The organism is Bacillus sp. OK048 (genome assembly GCF_900103525.1).
In the GTDB taxonomy this organism is placed as follows: Bacteria; Bacillota; Bacilli; order Bacillales; family Cytobacillaceae; genus Neobacillus.
Genome location: NZ_FNHN01000008.1, coordinates 18,809 through 36,479, shown reverse-complemented (window position 1 = coordinate 36,479; position 17,671 = coordinate 18,809). Strand labels below are relative to the sequence as shown.

At 38.3% G+C, this 17,671-nt stretch carries 15 protein-coding genes and 1 tRNA gene; 3 read left to right on the top strand and 13 right to left on the bottom strand.

What is annotated here, in order from left to right; translation table 11 throughout:
* Nucleotides 1–310: 310 nt before the first annotated feature.
* The 5 genes from BLR86_RS15390 to queG form a co-directional block, all read right to left on the bottom strand.
* The gene (locus tag BLR86_RS15390) at nucleotides 311–2,206 is read right to left on the bottom strand and encodes a PrkA family serine protein kinase (protein ID WP_090763012.1); all 1,896 of its coding nucleotides are present in this window, start codon (nucleotides 2,204–2,206) and stop codon (nucleotides 311–313) included.
* 436 nt (nucleotides 2,207–2,642) lie between these two features.
* Nucleotides 2,643–3,392 carry an oxygen-insensitive NADPH nitroreductase gene (gene nfsA, locus BLR86_RS15385; protein ID WP_090763009.1) on the bottom strand — a complete coding sequence of 250 codons (750 nt, stop codon included), beginning with the start codon at nucleotides 3,390–3,392 and terminating at the stop codon, nucleotides 2,643–2,645.
* A 59-nt stretch (nucleotides 3,393–3,451) separates the two neighbouring features.
* The gene (trmL, locus tag BLR86_RS15380) at nucleotides 3,452–3,925 is read right to left on the bottom strand and encodes a tRNA (uridine(34)/cytosine(34)/5-carboxymethylaminomethyluridine(34)-2'-O)-methyltransferase TrmL (RefSeq protein WP_090763005.1); all 474 of its coding nucleotides are present in this window, start codon (nucleotides 3,923–3,925) and stop codon (nucleotides 3,452–3,454) included.
* A gap of 58 nt (nucleotides 3,926–3,983) precedes the next feature.
* Nucleotides 3,984–4,850, bottom strand: coding sequence for an amidase domain-containing protein (locus BLR86_RS15375; RefSeq protein ID WP_090763002.1), 867 nt, complete (start codon nucleotides 4,848–4,850; stop codon nucleotides 3,984–3,986).
* Nucleotides 4,851–4,938: 88 nt separating this feature from the next.
* On the bottom strand, nucleotides 4,939–6,072 hold the full coding sequence (gene queG / locus BLR86_RS15370; RefSeq protein WP_090762999.1) for a tRNA epoxyqueuosine(34) reductase QueG: 1,134 nt from the start codon (nucleotides 6,070–6,072) through the stop codon (nucleotides 4,939–4,941).
* A gap of 104 nt (nucleotides 6,073–6,176) precedes the next feature.
* Here queG and BLR86_RS15365 point away from each other — a divergent pair, with 104 nt between their 5' ends.
* Nucleotides 6,177–6,848 carry a B3/B4 domain-containing protein gene (locus BLR86_RS15365; RefSeq protein ID WP_090762996.1) on the top strand — a complete coding sequence of 224 codons (672 nt, stop codon included), beginning with the start codon at nucleotides 6,177–6,179 and terminating at the stop codon, nucleotides 6,846–6,848.
* A gap of 196 nt (nucleotides 6,849–7,044) precedes the next feature.
* Complete coding sequence (locus BLR86_RS15360; protein WP_139185626.1) at nucleotides 7,045–7,392, top strand: phage holin family protein; 348 nt, start codon at nucleotides 7,045–7,047, stop codon at nucleotides 7,390–7,392.
* 140 nt (nucleotides 7,393–7,532) lie between these two features.
* Here the strand turns inward: BLR86_RS15360 and BLR86_RS15355 are convergent.
* Both BLR86_RS15355 and uidA read right to left on the bottom strand, forming a co-directional pair.
* Nucleotides 7,533–7,606 (bottom strand) — tRNA-Gly (locus BLR86_RS15355).
* Nucleotides 7,607–7,775: 169 nt separating this feature from the next.
* Entirely contained in the window at nucleotides 7,776–9,587 is a 1,812-nt protein-coding gene (gene uidA, locus BLR86_RS15350) for a beta-glucuronidase (protein ID WP_090762989.1), read from the bottom strand.
* A gap of 224 nt (nucleotides 9,588–9,811) precedes the next feature.
* On the opposite strand from uidA, the gene BLR86_RS15345 reads away from it, so the two are divergent.
* On the top strand, nucleotides 9,812–11,041 hold the full coding sequence (locus BLR86_RS15345) for an AraC family transcriptional regulator (RefSeq protein ID WP_254782343.1): 1,230 nt from the start codon (nucleotides 9,812–9,814) through the stop codon (nucleotides 11,039–11,041).
* Between the two features lie 149 nt (nucleotides 11,042–11,190).
* Here BLR86_RS15345 and BLR86_RS15340 read toward each other — a convergent pair whose 3' ends face one another.
* Genes BLR86_RS15340 through BLR86_RS15315 form a run of 6 tightly spaced genes read right to left on the bottom strand, consistent with a single transcriptional unit; the run spans nucleotide 11,191 to nucleotide 17,603 of the window.
* Nucleotides 11,191–12,264 carry a Gfo/Idh/MocA family protein gene (locus tag BLR86_RS15340; protein ID WP_090762986.1) on the bottom strand — a complete coding sequence of 358 codons (1,074 nt, stop codon included), beginning with the start codon at nucleotides 12,262–12,264 and terminating at the stop codon, nucleotides 11,191–11,193.
* Nucleotides 12,265–12,319: 55 nt separating this feature from the next.
* Nucleotides 12,320–13,483, bottom strand: a complete 1,164-nt coding sequence (locus tag BLR86_RS15335) for a Gfo/Idh/MocA family protein (RefSeq protein ID WP_090762983.1) — start codon at nucleotides 13,481–13,483, stop codon at nucleotides 12,320–12,322.
* A gap of 6 nt (nucleotides 13,484–13,489) precedes the next feature.
* Nucleotides 13,490–15,001 carry a tripartite tricarboxylate transporter permease gene (locus tag BLR86_RS15330; RefSeq protein ID WP_090762980.1) on the bottom strand — a complete coding sequence of 504 codons (1,512 nt, stop codon included), beginning with the start codon at nucleotides 14,999–15,001 and terminating at the stop codon, nucleotides 13,490–13,492.
* 17 nt (nucleotides 15,002–15,018) lie between these two features.
* The gene (locus BLR86_RS15325) at nucleotides 15,019–15,501 is read right to left on the bottom strand and encodes a tripartite tricarboxylate transporter TctB family protein (RefSeq protein WP_090762977.1); all 483 of its coding nucleotides are present in this window, start codon (nucleotides 15,499–15,501) and stop codon (nucleotides 15,019–15,021) included.
* 3 nt (nucleotides 15,502–15,504) lie between these two features.
* A complete protein-coding gene (locus tag BLR86_RS15320; RefSeq protein WP_090762974.1) occupies nucleotides 15,505–16,557 on the bottom strand; it encodes a Bug family tripartite tricarboxylate transporter substrate binding protein in 1,053 nt (350 codons plus the stop codon).
* Nucleotides 16,557–17,603 (bottom strand): LacI family DNA-binding transcriptional regulator, encoded by a 1,047-nt coding sequence (locus BLR86_RS15315; RefSeq protein ID WP_302847228.1) that lies wholly within the window; start codon nucleotides 17,601–17,603, stop codon nucleotides 16,557–16,559. The genes BLR86_RS15320 and BLR86_RS15315 overlap by 1 nt, the downstream gene beginning before the upstream one ends.
* Between the last annotated feature and the right edge of the window lie 68 nt (nucleotides 17,604–17,671).

The window sequence follows — 17,671 nt, the reverse complement described above, 5'->3', positions numbered from 1 at the left end:
ATAATTTACAAATTATTTAGACAATTAGGCTTATACTGATAAAAATGGACGAGCATATGGTATTTCTATTAATTTGAAGGTTGTGTTAAAGGATATTGTTGTTTTTAAAACCTGTTGATTTGAGCGGAAGGCGCTCGACTCCTGCGGGAGGACGGGGCTGGGGAGACCCCGCAGGCGCTAGAGCCGAGGAGGCTCCCCGGACCGCCCTCGAACCGCTCGCGCCTGGAGCTCAAATCAACAGCCATATTTAACACAGCTAATTTGAAAAAAACAGACTGGCAGATCCTTCCGCCAGTCCCTACTATTTTTTTTAACGGTTTAATAAGCTGCCAACATATCGTAACAGTTCATTGGCAGACGTTGAGTTATAGCCATGCTCATCAATTAATCTGGCAACCACATCATTAATTTTCTTTAATTGCTGTTCATCAGGTGTTTTAGACGATGTCGTAATCTTCACAACATCCTTTAGATCCGCAAATAATTTCTTTTGAATGGCTTCACGAAGTCTGTCATGTGAGTTGTAGTCAAACCGTTTACCCTTTCTTGCAAAGGCAGAGATACGGATCAGTATTTCTTCCCTGAACGCTTTTTTCGCATTTTCGGAAATTCCAATTTGTTCTTCAATCGAACGCATTAATTTCTCATCTGGGTTGATTTCTTCACCTGTCAACACATCACGCAGCTTTGCTTTGTTACAATACGCCTCAACATTATCAAGGTAATTGTCCATAAGTGTTTTAGCAGACTCTTCATAGGAATAAACAAACGCTTTTTGAACTTCATTTTTGGCAATATTATCATACTCTTTGCGCGCAACAGAGATAAAATTCATATAGCGATCACGGAGTTCAGCTGTGATGGATGGATGTTGATCCAGTCCGTCTTTTAATGACCTTAATACGTCTAAAGCATTAATGGAAGGAATTTCTTTGCGGATGATAGTAGATGATATCCGGTTAATAACATAACGCGGGTCAATACCACTCATACCTTCATCCGGATACTCTTTCTTTAATTCACTAACGTCAACAGCATTAAAGCCTTCTACATTTTCCCCATCATAAAGGCGCATTTTCTTTACTAAGTCAATATCGCCCTTTTTCGGTTCCTTAAGACGGGTTAAAATCGTAAACATGGCAGCAACCCGAAATGTATGTGGTGCTATATGCACATCAGAAACATCACTTTCCCGAATCATCTTCTCATAGATTCTTTCTTCCTGGGAAACTTTTAAATTATACGGGATTGGCATAACGATAATCCTAGAATGCAAAGCTTCATTTTTCTTATTCGAGATAAATGAGCGATATTCCGTTTCGTTTGTATGGGCAACAATCAGCTCATCAGCTGAAATTAATGCAAACCTTCCTGCTTTAAAATTTCCTTCTTGTGTTAAAGATAGCAGGTGCCACAAGAATTTCTCATCACATTTCAACATTTCTTGGAATTCCATCATTCCGCGGTTCGCTTTATTTAGTTCTCCATCAAAGCGGTAGGCGCGTGGATCTGATTCTGAACCAAATTCGGCAATGGTTGAGAAGTCAATACTACCTGTTAAATCGGCAATATCTTGAGATTTCGGATCGGATGGACTAAATGTTCCGATTCCAGTACGCTTATCCTCTGAGAAAAAGATTCTTTCTACTAACATGTCTTCAATTCTTCCACCGTATTCCTGTTCCAGGCGCATCATATTCAATGGAGAAAGATTTCCTTCAATTCGAATTCCATATTCTTCATAAAAATCCGGACGCAAGTGATGCGGGATTAAATGAAGCGGGTCTTCGTGCATCGGGCAACCCTTAATAGCGAATACAGAGCCTCTTTCCGTATGAGAATAAGCTTCTAAACCACGTTTAAGCATCGTAACAAGTGTAGATTTCCCTCCACTTACAGGACCCATCAATAATAATATTCTCTTTCTTACATCAAGTCTTTTTGCTGCAGGATGAAAGTATTCCTCGACTAGTCTCTCAAGAGATTCCTCTAAACCAAATAATTGATTACTAAAGAAATTGTAATTCTTTGTTCCTTTTACTTCCTCAATCCCAGCGTCTTTGATCATATTATAAACTCGTGAATGTGCAGATTGTGCTACCCATGGCTTCTCTTTTAATAACAGTAAATAATCCCCAAATGACCCTTCCCAACGGAGCTTTTCTTCTTCTTCTCGAAACATCTCGATTTTTTTTAGAATATCCATAAGGCCCTCCCCCTGTAGCTTTATCAGAGACGATTAATATACTCTATGCACGTAGGAACTTGAACATGCGTAGCGTTGTATTATTCCTGCCTATCTTTTTTGACTTAAGAAAAAAAAGGAATATTGCTCTTTTTATTTTTTTAAGATAGGCTATAATAAAAGTATATGTGTCTAATTAAAGAAATATCTTAAAATTAAGGAGGCTTTACATAAGCATGGGAACATTTCTAATTATTTTAGTTATGGTGGCATTTCTAGCAGCTATCTTCACTGCAGGTTTTAATGATAAGCCAGGTTCAAATAAATAAGCTCTTTCTCATCGAAATAGGCTGCCTTTTTAGGGCAGCCTTTGTTATTTGTGGGGACTTTATGGGTTTTGTACAAGCTGTTTGGTTTTTTGTAGAACCTGTACGCTTTTGTTTAGAACCTGTACGCTTTATCTCAAATTCATTTTATTTTTTTGAACAAATTCCTTCATATACATTCTTGTTTGTTTTTCAAGCATGTTTGCCATTTGCTCCGACCAACGATCCTTTCTTATTCCACCAGTTCTTTCTTCATAATAGCTGGAAATGACTTGATCGTAATCTTGGAGTTGCTGTAAATAAACAGACTTGTCCTGTTCATATTCCTCTTCGTGATAAACATGCTCTTGTGGTAGCCTTGGCTTCTGATCATTAATTTTCTCTGGATACCCTACAGTCATCCCAAAGAGTGGGATAACCCTCTCCGGTGTTTTTAATAAATTCTTTACTTCATCAAGCTTATTTCGAATTCCACCTATGTAACAAATCCCCAGCCCCATGGATTCCGCAGCGATTGCAGCGTTTTGTGCAGCTAATGCAGCATCTATGAGGGCCACCATAAATTTTTCTGTACTTTCAATCGAAGAGGCTACCTCTTTTTGTTCGATTTCTCCAATCATTTCATGTCTGAATAAATCTGCACAAAAGACAAAGAGATGTCCATTTTCTACGACATACTCTTGGTTTCCCGCTATCTCTGCAAGCTTTCGCTTTTTTTCCTTATCCTTAATGCCAATAATCGAATAGGCCTGAATAAAACTAGATGTTGAAGCCGCTTGGGCACAGGACACAATAGCTTTTATTTGTTCATCCGATAGCTGCTGGTCCTTAAAATGACGGATGGAACGGTGATTTAATAGGGTGGTTATTACTTCATTCATTCCTACACTCCCCTCCTTTATTTAGAAGAAAGAGGCCATAAAATTCGGCCTCTTACATCTTATTTTAAATGACGATAGTCTTGCTGCCTTAATGCTTCATAAATTAGAATCGCAGCAGTATTTGATAAATTCAAGGACCGAATATTGTCATTCATTGGAATCCTTAGGCTGACATCCTTATTATTTTCAATCACGTCTTTTGGCAGCCCCGTCGTTTCACGGCCAAAAATGAAAAAATAATCTTTATCCTGATTGCTGTAATCGAAGGAACTAAAAGGCTTTTCCCCAAACTTTGTGATATAGAAAAACTCTCCGCCTTCATTTTTCTGATAGAAGTCATCGAGCGAATCATAATAAACAATGTTTACAAATTCCCAATAATCCAATCCTGCTCGCTTTAACATTTTATCATCCGTTGAAAACCCTAATGGGCGTATCAAATGTAAAGATGTATCGGTTCCAGCACAGGTTCTAGCAATATTACCTGTGTTTGAAGGTATTTGCGGCTGATAGAGTACTACATGTATTGCCATAATTCTCACCTCATAAAAAAACTCTTTTACTATTATACCATTATCCAAATAAGAATTCTCATCCATCGACGATCGTAAAAAACTTATACTTCATATTAGGGGTGTAGGCGGATGAATCTTCATAGGCCCAGTACCTCATACGGCTATTGTAGGTGTTGGCATTAACGAGCGGCATTCCATATGCATCCTTACCTGTTACGATTGTGTTATGGTTAAAACGGCCATCTCCCTCAAAGTCATAGCAAATGACATCCCCCAGCATTAATTGATCCGGGCTGCTGACTTCCCTTGCCCTTAAGCCGCTCTTTGAATTAGGCAAATACAGCCGTAATGAATGGGCCACAGTCCAGCTATAACTCCAATTATTATTTCGGAGCCACCACCCTGTCCCCTTGTTCGGATATCCCCTCATTGGTGCTTCACCTGCATGAAGACATTGCGAGATATAATTGGTACAGTTGTTCTCAAACGACTTATAGGCTGGATTGTAGCTATTCCACCAGCGTTCCGCATATTGAACCGCTTTTAAGCGATTATACTGGTAACTAATCCGTTCCTCCTGTTCATCTGTTGCAACGATTTCTGATTCTGGTTGCTTCGTATACAGTTTCATTTCTTTATCCATAATCAAATCATTTTTTAAAAACGTACACATTCGCACCTCTACTTCTTCCTCTTGATACAGCATTCCTTTTTGTCTAATCAGATATTGATAATGAACCTGATAGGTGGTAGTTTGAAAATCCCCATCCGAGGATTGATTGATGATATTCCCCCGAGCCTTCACCTTAACGATTTCTGCAGACCGTTTCGCAAAAGACTCCAGTTTCTGTACGGCCTTTTCATAATTCCCAGACTGTCTCTTACTCTTTGAAACAAATTGGTCGACTCGATTTTCAAACAATTTTTGGAGTGATTTCTGCACCTTCATCTCCCCTTTCTGTTTCATACATATGTACAGAAGGGCATTTTAATCAAAAAAAATGAGCAAAGACGCCGATGTCCATGCTCTATTAGTTCATTAGTTTTAATAAAACTTTTTCAATTTCTCTTTTTACTTCTAAATCTGTTTCCACGGTTAATGCCTTTTCAAGTACAGCCAGTGCTTCATCACTGCCGATTTTTCCAAGAGCCCAAGCGGCTGTTTCTTTTAAAACAGGGTTCGCTTCATTTTCTAAAATATCCTGTAAATCTGGAATAGCCGTTGCATCCCTGAAATGGGCCAATGCGATAATCGCATTGCGTTGAATTGGCTTTTTACCTCGCCACGATCCAGCAACCGTACCAAATTTGTTCTTAAATTCACGATTACTCATTTTTAACAACGGTCTCAGTAAAGGCTTGGCTATCTCAGGGTCAGCCTCCATTTCCTCGTGAAAATGGAAATCCTTCCCTTTATTGACTGGACAGGACGTTTGGCAGGAATCACAGCCATACACCCGGTTGCCTATTTTATCTCTAAATTCCTCTGGAATCACAGCTTTTGTCTGTGTCAAAAAGGAGATACAGCGCTGTGCATTAATTTGTCCGCCTTGAACTAGCGCTCCCGTCGGGCAGGCTTCGATACAAGCTGCACAAGAGCCACATTGATCTTCCATCGGTGTATCTGGTGAAAAAGGAATGCTAGTAATCATTTCACCTAGATAGACGTAGGATCCAAACTCCGGCGTCATGACCGCACAATTTTTACCGTTCCAGCCAATCCCAGCCCTCACTGCAACCGCTCGATCCGAAAGCTCACCGGTATCGACCATTGATTTAAGACGAGCATCTGGTATTTTTTCTAAAATAAACGCCTCAAGCTTTTTTAGCCGATCTCTTAAAATATGATGATAATCCATTCCCCATGAAGCACGGGAAAAAAAGCCTCTCCGCTCTCCTTTTCTTCCCTCCACACGTACCTTCATTTTGGATGGATAGGCAAGAGCGATTGATATAATCGACCGTGGTTCTTGAAGAAGTAAGGATGGAGTAACACGCTTTTCAATATCCGGTTCCTCAAAACCCGATTGAAACCCAAGCTCCTGCTGGCGAATTAGTCTGTTTTTTAACTCTGTGAAAGGATCTGCCGTGGTAAAACCAATTTTATCAATGCCAATCGTTTTACTATAAGCAATGACTTCCTCCTTCAATTGATCAATATTCATTCGAAAAACCTCCCTTCCTCTAAAATTCTATAGTAAACCGTTAATTTTTCGTTATACATCACATTATGATAAACTATTTTTATTACATTTTGGAGGTGGAATCATTGGAAATTCAGCTTTCATCAGAAATAATTAGCAAGATTCCTCATTTTAAGCTGGGAGTCATTGAGTATAAAAATATTACGGTAGGCGATTCCCCTCAAATGGTAAAAGGAAGACTACAGCTGTTTCAAGAATCGATTTACTTTGACTTAGAAGATAAAAATCTAACTGAGCTTCCAGGAATTCAAGAGTGGCGCAGTATTTTTAAAACCTTTGGTAAGGACCCTAACCGTTATCGCCATTCTGTAGAGGCTTTATACCGCAGAGTCCAGAAACAGAATTATCTTACTACTGTCCAAAGTGCCATTGATATCAATAACTTTTTCTCCCTTCAATACCAAGTGCCGATCGGTATTTATGATACCGATAAATTAGAGGGAACTATCACAATCGAGGTAGCGAAGACAGGCGAAGAATATTTAGGTCTAAATGGCCGGATGAATTCATTAGAAAACCTGATTGTCTCATCGGACCAGCTTGGACCATTCGGCAGTCCGTTTGTTGATTCCAATCGAGCACCGGTAACCGAAGCAACAAAAAATGCCCTGCAGATTATCTATTTACATCCGACAACAGCGGTGAATAGTGCAGAAAGACTGACAGAGTCATTGATGAAGATGTTCACACAAATACATGGCGGTGCCTCAGACTTCTACATAATAGAAAGCGATTAGCCCCGACTTTAAAAGTAGCCTAATTAAAGACTAAACGCAGTGTATCGTTCTCATGTAACCATACACTGCGTTTTTCTAATATTCTCGTCAAGTTTTTTAACGATTTTTGTCGAAAAATATCCAACTTGATAGTTATAAAATTTTATTAAAGAGATGTACCAATTTATTTTATCTAGAATATATTATTTTAAAAAACATGGATAAGCTAAAGGTGATCAAAATGGATCTTAATCTTAATAGTTATATAAGACCTGATGCAATTATTTTAGTCCCAGTCCTTTATATTATTAGCTGGAATCTTAGACAAACCCCTTTCATTCCTTTATGGACTCATGCTTGGATACAAATGCTTTTTGCGGTTATTGCTTGTTTGCTATATTATGGACTAGAAATACAATCTGTTGTTCAAGGTATACTTGTAACTGGAGCAGCATTGATATCGAGAAATATAATCTCTAGCACAATTAATGGCCTAAATGAATCAAAAAACAAAAAAGAGTCTACTAGAGAAATAAAAGATAAGGAAGAAGATCGAAATAGCTAAAAATAAAGAACGTTCCTTACAAGTGTAAGAAACGTTTTTTCATCGTTTTGCTTGGCCTGCTTCCAATGGATTAATCCGATTATAGAAAAAACGCAATGTATCGTTTTCATGTAACGATACACTGCGTTTGGTAATATGTATGGAGCGGGTGATGAGAATCGAACTCACATCATCAGCTTGGAAGGCTGAGGTTTTACCACTAAACTACACCCGCACAAAAGTAATTATTTACAAAAAATACGGACCTTAAACACTTTTATTATAATACATAGTTTTTTCTCTATCGTCAATAGAATTTTGCGTTTTTTGTCGAAAAAAGTAAGGTGCAGATATACGGGTTCATATATCTGCACCTTTTTAAGGATTATTGCCTTAGTTATTAATTATTTCTTATACCCAAATTCCGGAATGTTTTTCCAGCGGTCGCTTAAATAGCGTACAACCATTTTTGGTTCTCTTGATCTTGTAAAGATACCTTTTTTATTCCCTTGAACACGCATGATACCAAACTTTGTTTGGAAATCAGCAAAGTTCCATAATTGCTCGCCGACAAAGTTAGGAATTTCATCAAATACTTTACTATTCATGCGGTAGTAATCTTCTTGATATTCTTCTGAGAATGGCTCACCATAGGCACTATGGAAACCTGCTACAGTATCAGCACCATATTCTGTATACATAATTGGTTTATCTGGATATTTTTCCTGCCATTCTAGTAGTTCTTGACGCGTCTTTTCTTCCGCCGTTTTTAAATCACCATTTTGGACATACCAGCCAAAGTAACGATTTAAGGCAATGACATCCGCCAAGTCTGTACATTTGTCAGCCTTTGGAGTAGCCATCATGATACCAACATACGTACATGGACGTTTTTGTGGATCCAATTCGCGAGCCAGATTAAATAACGGCTCAAAATACTCATGAGAGCCTTGTGAATAAGTTGCCGCCTCGTTGGCAATTGACCACATTACTACACAAGCATGGTTCTTATCACGGTCGATTAATTCACGAATGACCTGTTGGTGAGCCTCGTGTGTCTTTATATCTTTCCAAGTATCATCTTCAAACTCGCCTTTTTCTAAAATTGATACGTCAAAAGTGAAGGATAACATTAATCCAACTGCTGGTGTTTCGTCAATGACGACAATTCCTTCACGGTCACATAAACGCATCATTTCTTCTGAATATGGATAGTGGGACGTACGGAATGAATTTGCACCCATTTCCTTCATCAAATTAATATCAAGTACATTATAAGCTTCATTCAAGCCACGGCCGTTCACATACGTATCCTCATGTTTACCAAAACCTTTGAAATAGAATGGTTCGCCGTTGATTAAGAACTTACCGCTCTTTACTTCAACCTTGCGGACACCGAATGACTCTTCATAAACATCAACGGTTTCCCCGCCTTTAATGCCTTCCACTTTTGCTTTATAAAGATAAGCATTTAATGGCTGCCATAACTGAACATTTTCAATCGCCACATTCAGATCTGTTCCTGAAGATTGAGCCACTTGCTTGCCTTTTTCATCTAAAATCGTTACCCGGACTTCATCAAAATTTCCTGCTGTTTTCACAGAAATTTGTACATCTGCCTTTTTAGCATCTAAATCGACATTCGGTACGATGGTAATATCCTCGATGTAGTCGCGTGGAGTAGAATAAATTTTAACTGGACGGTGCAAGCCTGCATAGTTAAAGAAGTCAAAGTTTTCATCCACTTTACGAATGATGCGGCCATTCTCATCTTTCTTTTCACTATAGTTACCAACTGGCAGCGTTGTATAATCTAACAGATTGCTCAAACGAACCGTTAAACGATTGGCACCCTCTACTAAAAAGTCATTGATTTCCACTTCAAACGGCATAAATCCACCTTTATGATGAGTGATTTCCTTGCCGTTTACGTACACCCATGCTTCATGAGTAGCGGATCCAAAACGTAAAACTAATCTTTCATTACGCAATGCCTTCGCAACCGTAAATTCTCTTTCGTACCAAATATAACCGTTATGCTCGCGGATTTCTTTTGACACCGTCTGGTCATTAAAGGAAGCAGGAACTGCCATCACTTCATTGGTTGGCAGCGGTTGTGACACCTCAATCGGTTCTACTTCTCTATCAATCATAAATTTCCAAACTCCACTTAAATCCAAGACAACACGGCTTTCTGTAGCTATTGGATATAACATATACTTTCTCCTCCATTCAATTTGTTTCGTTTTATAAGCTTTCATTTCCAATGGATATGGTTTCCATTTAGATAATCTGATATTCAATAATGTAAGGGCTTTATATATATTATAATCAATCTATTTATTTAATAATGGTAAAATTTTTGCTGGATTAGTAAATATATTGCTTTTTATTATTTTTTCAAATAAATTAAGATATAGAAATAGAAAGGGGAATTTATTTGGAGGAGAAAGTTGCTGTTAACAATTATATAAAAATATGTCAAATGATCCATTCGATTACCAAAATGGATGTGACATTAATTGATAGTGATGGAAATACACTCTTTGAATCGATCAACCATTCCATCCCAGTAGTAGTAGATCATCCTGATAATGAGTATAACCATATAAATGAAATTCTGATTAATCACCAATCCAATCATTATTATCACCATATCAATCCATATGGCCTTGAGTATATGGCTGTGGGAATATGGAGAGATCAATCCTTTAATGGGAGTCTCATAATTGGCCCCTTTATTTCAAGTATTTTAGTTATAGACCTTATCAAAGAAATTATGATAAAAAATAGTCTCCCGATTGGTGAACGCAAACAATTGGAACAATTCTATCAGTCCTTGCCTGTTTTAAGTGAGATTGAATCTAATTCTATCGGGGAAATGCTTGTGAATTTATGTGGTCATCAATATATAAATGCTCAAGCCTTTTCCTCTAGTATCATAAAACCAGTGATTAACTATGATCAACTAAAAATAACGATTGAGGAAGATAAAGATATTATTGAAGATCGATACCAGCACCAAAATAAACTGATGGATGCCATAACAAAAGGGGATCGAGATGAGGTCAATCACTTAATAGATTCTCTAATCGATGTATTCGTAGGCTTTTCCGATCGAGTACCTGGAAATCCAATTCGGTCCTCCAAAAACATGGGATTTGTTTGCAATACGTTGTATCGAGTTGCGGCAGAAAGAAGTGGCGTCCATCCTGTTTACCTTCATAACATTTCAGAAAGGTTTGCGATTTTAATTGAAAGAACGAATACTCTTCCAAGTTTGAAAAAGCTGATGTTCTCAATGGCAATTGAATATTGTGATTTGGTGAGAACTTTTTCTACAGGTCATTATAGCCCGATTGTAAAAAAGGCCGTGGATTATATTCTATTAAATCTAGGATATCCAATAACACTTCATACAATTGCGAAACAAATACACGTCAACCCTTCACATCTATCAAGAAAATTTAAAGAAGATACAGGGATGAATATCACGGAATATATTAATCAGAAGCGGGTCGGAGAAGCTAAATTATATTTGCAAAGAGGGAATATTTCAATGACGGATATTGCATTTATGGTGGGATTTAATGATTTAAACTACTTTAGTAAAGTATTTAAAAAGTTGACCTCTGTAACCCCATCACAATATGCTAAAAGGAAGCTGTAATATATTATAGGGATTTCAGTGAACATTTATACTACAAATGCAAAGGTAGCAATCCAATTGACCTTCCCGTACCTGCCATAATTTAAAATCAAAAAAGTGCTGGCACCTTCCACTATTTTGGAAGGTGCCTGGCACTTTTTTGATTTCTATCATTCTACAATTAAAGCTTCTTTTTGTGCTATCAAACAAAGTTCAGCAGCTTTAAATGCATGTCCTTGCGTCATTGCTCGTTCTGTCCTATTTAAACAATCCAAAATTAAATCTCCAAAAAATGGATAGCCAACCTTCCCAGTGAGCTCTAAGTGCTGTTCTCCTTCATCATTCACCAAATATAGGTGATCACCATCAGGGTTGCGGGCAATATCAATATACTTTCTAAGTTCAATATAACCCTTTGTTCCCAAAATTGTTAATCTCCCATCACCCCAAGCTCCTAATCCTCCAGGTGTTAACCAATCACAGCGGAAATAATTAGTTACTCCGTTGTCCCCGACTAAGGTAGCATCTCCGAAATCTTGAAACTCAGGATATTCCTTACTGTTATAGTTTGCCACCTTGCTATGAAGGACTCTAGCATCCTTACATCCAGCAAAAAATAGAAATTGCTCAATTTGATGGCTACCAAGATCGCATAAGATACCTCCATACTTCTCCATTTGGAAAAACCATTCTGGGCGTAAATGCGCATTTAATCGATGCGGTCCTAATCCAAGCACTTGAACGACTCGGCCAATTGCCCCATCTTGAATAAGCTGTCCTGCAAAAACAGAACTTTCAACGTGTAACCGCTCGCTATAATAAACCATGTATTTTTGTCCAGTATTGCGTACTGTCGACTTTGCTTGTTCCAATTGTTCAATAGAAGTAAAAGGAGTTTTATCAGTAAAGTAATCTTTCCCATGCTTCATTACTTTAACTCCTAATGGCCCCCTCTCTGAAGGAATAGCCGCAGCTGCCACAAGATGAACATCCGGATCCTGTAAAATTTCTTGTTCGGAGCTTGCTATTTTTACACCTGGATAAACTTGAAGAAATTGCTTAACTTTTTCAGGGTCTGAATCATAAACCCATTTTAAAGTTGCTCCCGCTTCTATTAAGCCATTACACTGGCCATAAATATGTCCATGATCGAGTGCCATAGCGGCAAAAACAAACTCACCCCTGCCAACAACCGGTCGTGGTTTCCCCTTTGGAGCATAATTCATTCCATCGTTTTTTTGCATTTTAATATTCTCCTCTATAACATCACGAAATCCAATTTCATAGTATATTATGACTCTATAAGTAAATCCTTTTACCTTCGGCTGCTGACCAATAAGCTGCATAAATTGCTTTCGTAGTATTATAGGCAAGAGCAAAATCAGATTTTGGTTTTCTTTCGTAAGCAACAGACTCCATAAAATCCTGGAATTCGTCCACATAACCTCTTACTTGCTCTTCCATGGGGCTTACAAACTGCCAGCCTTGTTTCGTTTCTACTTTTTCGCTAATATATATATCTTCTAAATTTGTTTCATTAGCAAAGAATGATAAAGCGGAGTTGTTTGGCGTCATATTACAAATATGAGCACTTTCAGGGGTAAATACTTCAACTATGTTTCTTATACCACCAACAATCATATCTCCAGCCATCACTGCTGCCTTTGTACCATCTGAAAAAGTTATACTAACATTTGCCCAGTCTTCAACATCTACTGGTCGAGCTGCAAGAACTCCGCGATCTTGTTCATTTAAATGATTTGTGATATTACCAACTTCGGCAACAATGCTCTCAATATAGATTTCTTCATTCCGTGCTTTGGCTTCAACCTGCTTCAAATATAGTATGGCTGATAACGGGTGGCATCCCTGACGGATTAATGCACCTCCACCGGTAAATTCCCAAAGGGCTGCATGAGCAGCATGGGATCCACTGTGACTCTCTTCACCTTTCAGTAAAAGAATCTTGCTTCTTCTTGCTTTGATAATCTCGGCAAATTTCGTAATCGAGGGGGCATACACCCAATTCTCAGCATACATGAATAACTTGCCGCTTTGCTCGACCACTTCTTTTAATTTATCCATACGCTTAATAACATCATGATACATTACTTCTTTTGAAACACTTGATCCAATATTGACATCGCCTGTTCCATAAAAGCCTGTCATCGGTTTTTCACATATAACATGCTTTCCCGCCTCCACCGCACGAATTATCATTTCCTCGTGCAGGTGAGCTGGCGTACAAATATCGATAACATCAATTTCTGGATCTTCCAGTAACTGTTCGAACCGCGGATAAACTTTTTCTATGCTGTATTTTTCGGCAAAAGATTTTACCTTTTTATTTGTTGATGCCACTGCTTTTAGACATACATCAAGTCCGAAAACTTTTTTATAACTATCGATGTGGATCGCTGCGATAAAACCGCTACCTACGATACCGACATTTACTATTTTCATAAACTATCACCCCGAGATGTCTTTTTTCTTTGTAATGATTGGCTTTAACTTATCAAAGACTTTAAACTGTGCTAAAATCATAAGGATAATCATTATTACAAATACAATACACACAGGTCTAGTAAAAATTGGAGCAAGACTACCATCCGATAATACTAATGCACGTCTTAAATTGGAATCAGCCATTGGACCAAGAACAACCCCAAGTAAAAATGGTGCCGCTGGATAATTCATTGTCGTTAAGATTACTCCGAGTATTCCGAAAATAAACATCATATAAACACTCGTAATTGAATTATCAATAACGAATGAACCAACTGCACAAAATACGAAGACAATCGGCATTAAAATCTTTTTATCAAAACGGAGAACTTTTACCGTATATCTAGAAATAAATAGTCCCAAAAGTAGCATAACAAACGCGCTGGCTACCAAATACATGCTCATTGTATAGATAAACCCTGGTGATTCACTCATCATTAAAGGTCCAGGTCTATATCCGTGTAACCACAATGCCGCTAGTAAAACAGCAGAAGATGTACTCCCAGGAACAGCTAAGGTTAGAACCGGAATAAGGTTTCCGCCTATTGTAGCATTAATTCCAGTCTCTGCAGCAATGACTCCTTCATAAGAACCCTTACCAAACTCTTCTTTCTTTTTGCTTCGCATTTTTGCTGCCCAATACGATAGCCAACCTGCAACATCTTCACCGACTCCTGGGAAAATTCCTACAAAGACCCCAAGGAAGCCAGATCTAAATACTGTAGGTAGTTTTCCTTTTAGAATAGAGAGTCCTTTTTTCACTCTAAGCTCAATGACTTCCTTAACAACTTTCATTTCTTGTTTTTTGAACGAGCTTACAATTTCCGGGAATCCAAACAAACCAATCATAATTGGAATTAATGGAATACCACCGATTAAGGCCATACTGTCAAAAGTAAAACGAGGATAGGAATTTAATGAGTCTAATCCTATTTGCGCTACAAACAGCCCAATTATTCCGGAAATCCACCCTTTTAAAGGATCTCCTCCCGATGTCAAACTACCACAAATCATAACGCCAAACACCGCGAGTAAAAAGAACTCCCAAGAACCGAATTTTAACGATAGCATCGAAAGAAGCGGAGTAAGCAACAGGACACAAACTGCCCCAAACAAGGTACCAAGGAAGGCAGAGGCATTTCCTAAGAATATGCCTAATCCCGCCTCTCCCCTTTGTCCAATCTTATATCCATCAACTGCTGTTGCTGCTGAAGCTGGTGTTCCAGGTATGTTTAATAGAATTGCAGTTTGCACTCCGCCAGATATTGCTCCCACATAAACACCAATTAATGAAAGAATCGCTGTCTCTGATGAAATCCCGTATGTTAATCCAGTCAAAAGGGCTATTGCCATTGTAGACGTTAATCCTGGCAGCACCCCCACTATGAGACCGAAAAACACGGCGAGCACTAGTGTCAGAAGGTTAACAGGCGTAACAAGTTGATAAAATGTGTCAGAAATATATTGTAAAGCCATGTTACTCAACTCTTTCCTTAAGGTAATGGTACTTTAAATATTATTTGAAAAAGTGTAAAGATTGACCCGCTTACACAAATTGAAATGATTGTTATTTTAAGAATGGAGCCAGCATCCATCACTTTCATCAAAATAAACAGAAATATGAACGAAGAAAGTAAAAATGGAAATCTAGGAAGTAGGAAAAAGACGAAAAATCCAAGTATTAAAATCCCTAACAGCATTCTCTTGGTTTCTTTTGACTTAATAAATTCGCCTAACCACCGTCTAACCCCACGAACATTTGCTGAAAATCCTACTTTTTTTAAACTCTTAATAAATAATAGTACAGAGCATAACAGCAACATAGATCCAAGAAATAATGTGAGTAGCCCTGGTGATGCATACATCGGGCCCCCCACTTCACCATGAATTCTTAAACTTTCTCCGATAATATAACTTGAAATCAGAAACAAACATATTGAAGAAATGAAATCGAGATGTTTTATCTGTGTTTCCATTTGTTATTCACCTTTTTCTGGCTTTGAAATGTCAAACTTCTCCGGCGAAATTTTGGCAACTCCACCATCGTATAAAGCCCAGTTAACTGTCGATGCAAGCTTGTCTACATATTTTTGCGCCTCATTCCCACTGTAACCAAGAACTTCTACGCCCTTTTCATTTGCAAACTTCTTCATAGATTCACTATCTATTGCCTTTTTGAACGCTTTATCAATCTTATCAACCACGTCTTTTGGTGTATCCTTAGGCACTGCAATCCCAAATGACTCCCCTAAAGGAACAATCGACTTCAGTTCAGGATTAACGTCAAGAATAGATGGGATTGGGTCTGCCCCTTCAATTTTAAATGGCTTATCCGTAAGGGCTGCAAGTCCATTCAATTTGTTACCTCTAAGCATATCTACCATTTCCATTGATAATTGTGGAACGAGGTCTACTTCACCGGAAAGCGCTGCTAAGATCGCTGGATTTCCACCTTGATATGGTACATGTTTGTAGTCAAATCCAAGGCTTGACTTTAATACTTCACTAGCAATATGTCCTCCTGTTCCAATGCCTGCTGTACCAAATGAAACTGACCCAGGATTATCTTTTAGATTCTTCATAAGTCCATTAATATCTTTGTATTTAGAATTCTCATTTACTGCAATTACGTTTGGAGAAAAGGTTGCAATCCAAATGTTCCAATCACGATGTGTTTGTTCTGTGTATCCCATTACAGGGTAACTTACAAATGCCATAAACCCATTCCCTAACATTGTATATCCATCATGGTTTGCATTCTGAACATTGAGCGTACCTACTGAACCGCTAGCACCTGGAGTATTCACGACGGAGATATTTACCCCAAGGTCCTTCGCCATTTCATCCGCCAATGCTCTCGTTGTCAAATCGGTTCCACCACCTGGATTAAAAGGAACTACCATGGTAATATCTTTCTCTGGCCAATTTGATTCCTTCGCTTGAAAAGTAGTAGAAATTTTCGGCCATGCTAATGCCAGAACCACTACTACTGCGATAACAATTCCCCATAAAAGTCCGTTTTTCTTATTCATTAATTTTCCCCCTGATCATTTAGTTTTTTTACCGAATCGCCAGGCAATAATTCACACAAAACTTTTTCTTGATGCCAAGTCTGGCTTTCAGATTCTCCCGATATGTTACGCAATAAAACCTCTGCAGCCATCTCACCAATTTGTTGCTCACGTTGATTAATACAAGTAAATTTTGGAACACTTAACTGTGCCCAGCTAGGTGTACCGATTAGTACAACTGACATCTGTTCTGGAATACTTACGTTTCTTTCTCTTAAAAATAGAATTGCACCTTCTGCAAGGATGTGGTGACCAAATACCACACCAGTGATACCTGATTCGAAACAATTCTGCATTAAACGATAACCCGTATCTCTTTCAAGGGAACCAAGTTGAATCCATTGCTGTTTAACAGGTAATCCTGTTTCTTCCATCGCTTTTTTATATCCATCTTTCCTGTCTTGGACGTTAATAGAAGTATCCCATCCAATAAATCCAATCTGAGCATGTCCATTTTCAATTAAGTGATTTGTTGCCAAATAGCCACTGCTCAAATTGTCTGGCCCAACGAAATCATATTGATTAAGACCAATCAATGGTCTATCAAGAATAACGTAAGGAATACCCAAGTTCCGAAGATGGTCCGTATTTTCAGTTCCCTGAATGGTAGGACTGATTATTATGCCGTCTACGCGCTGTTCAATCATTTTTTTGATAATTTCTCTTTCTCTCTCCATATCATCCACTGTGGTACTAATTGATATAAAATAGCCATGGCGATGCGCTGCTTCTTCAATAGCAACGATAATCCTTGTGAAAAATGGATTATCAAACTGAGGAACCAACACCGAAAGAATGCCTCGATCCTTGCCCTTTAAACTACTTGCAACGGCACTTTTTACATAATTCAACTCCTTGGCTGCCTGAAGAACTCTATCTCTTAATTCTGCACTGACGTAGCGCCCTTTGGAGTCATTGAGAATATAAGATACGGTTGCTATAGATGTATCTGCCAACATGGCAACGTCTCGGAGTGTTGTATATTTCTTATTAGCCTGCTTCTTCAGGATAAAACACCTCCAATCAAGTAAACGTTTACTTGAGCTTTTTTAAAAAAGGTAAGCGTTTACTTTTA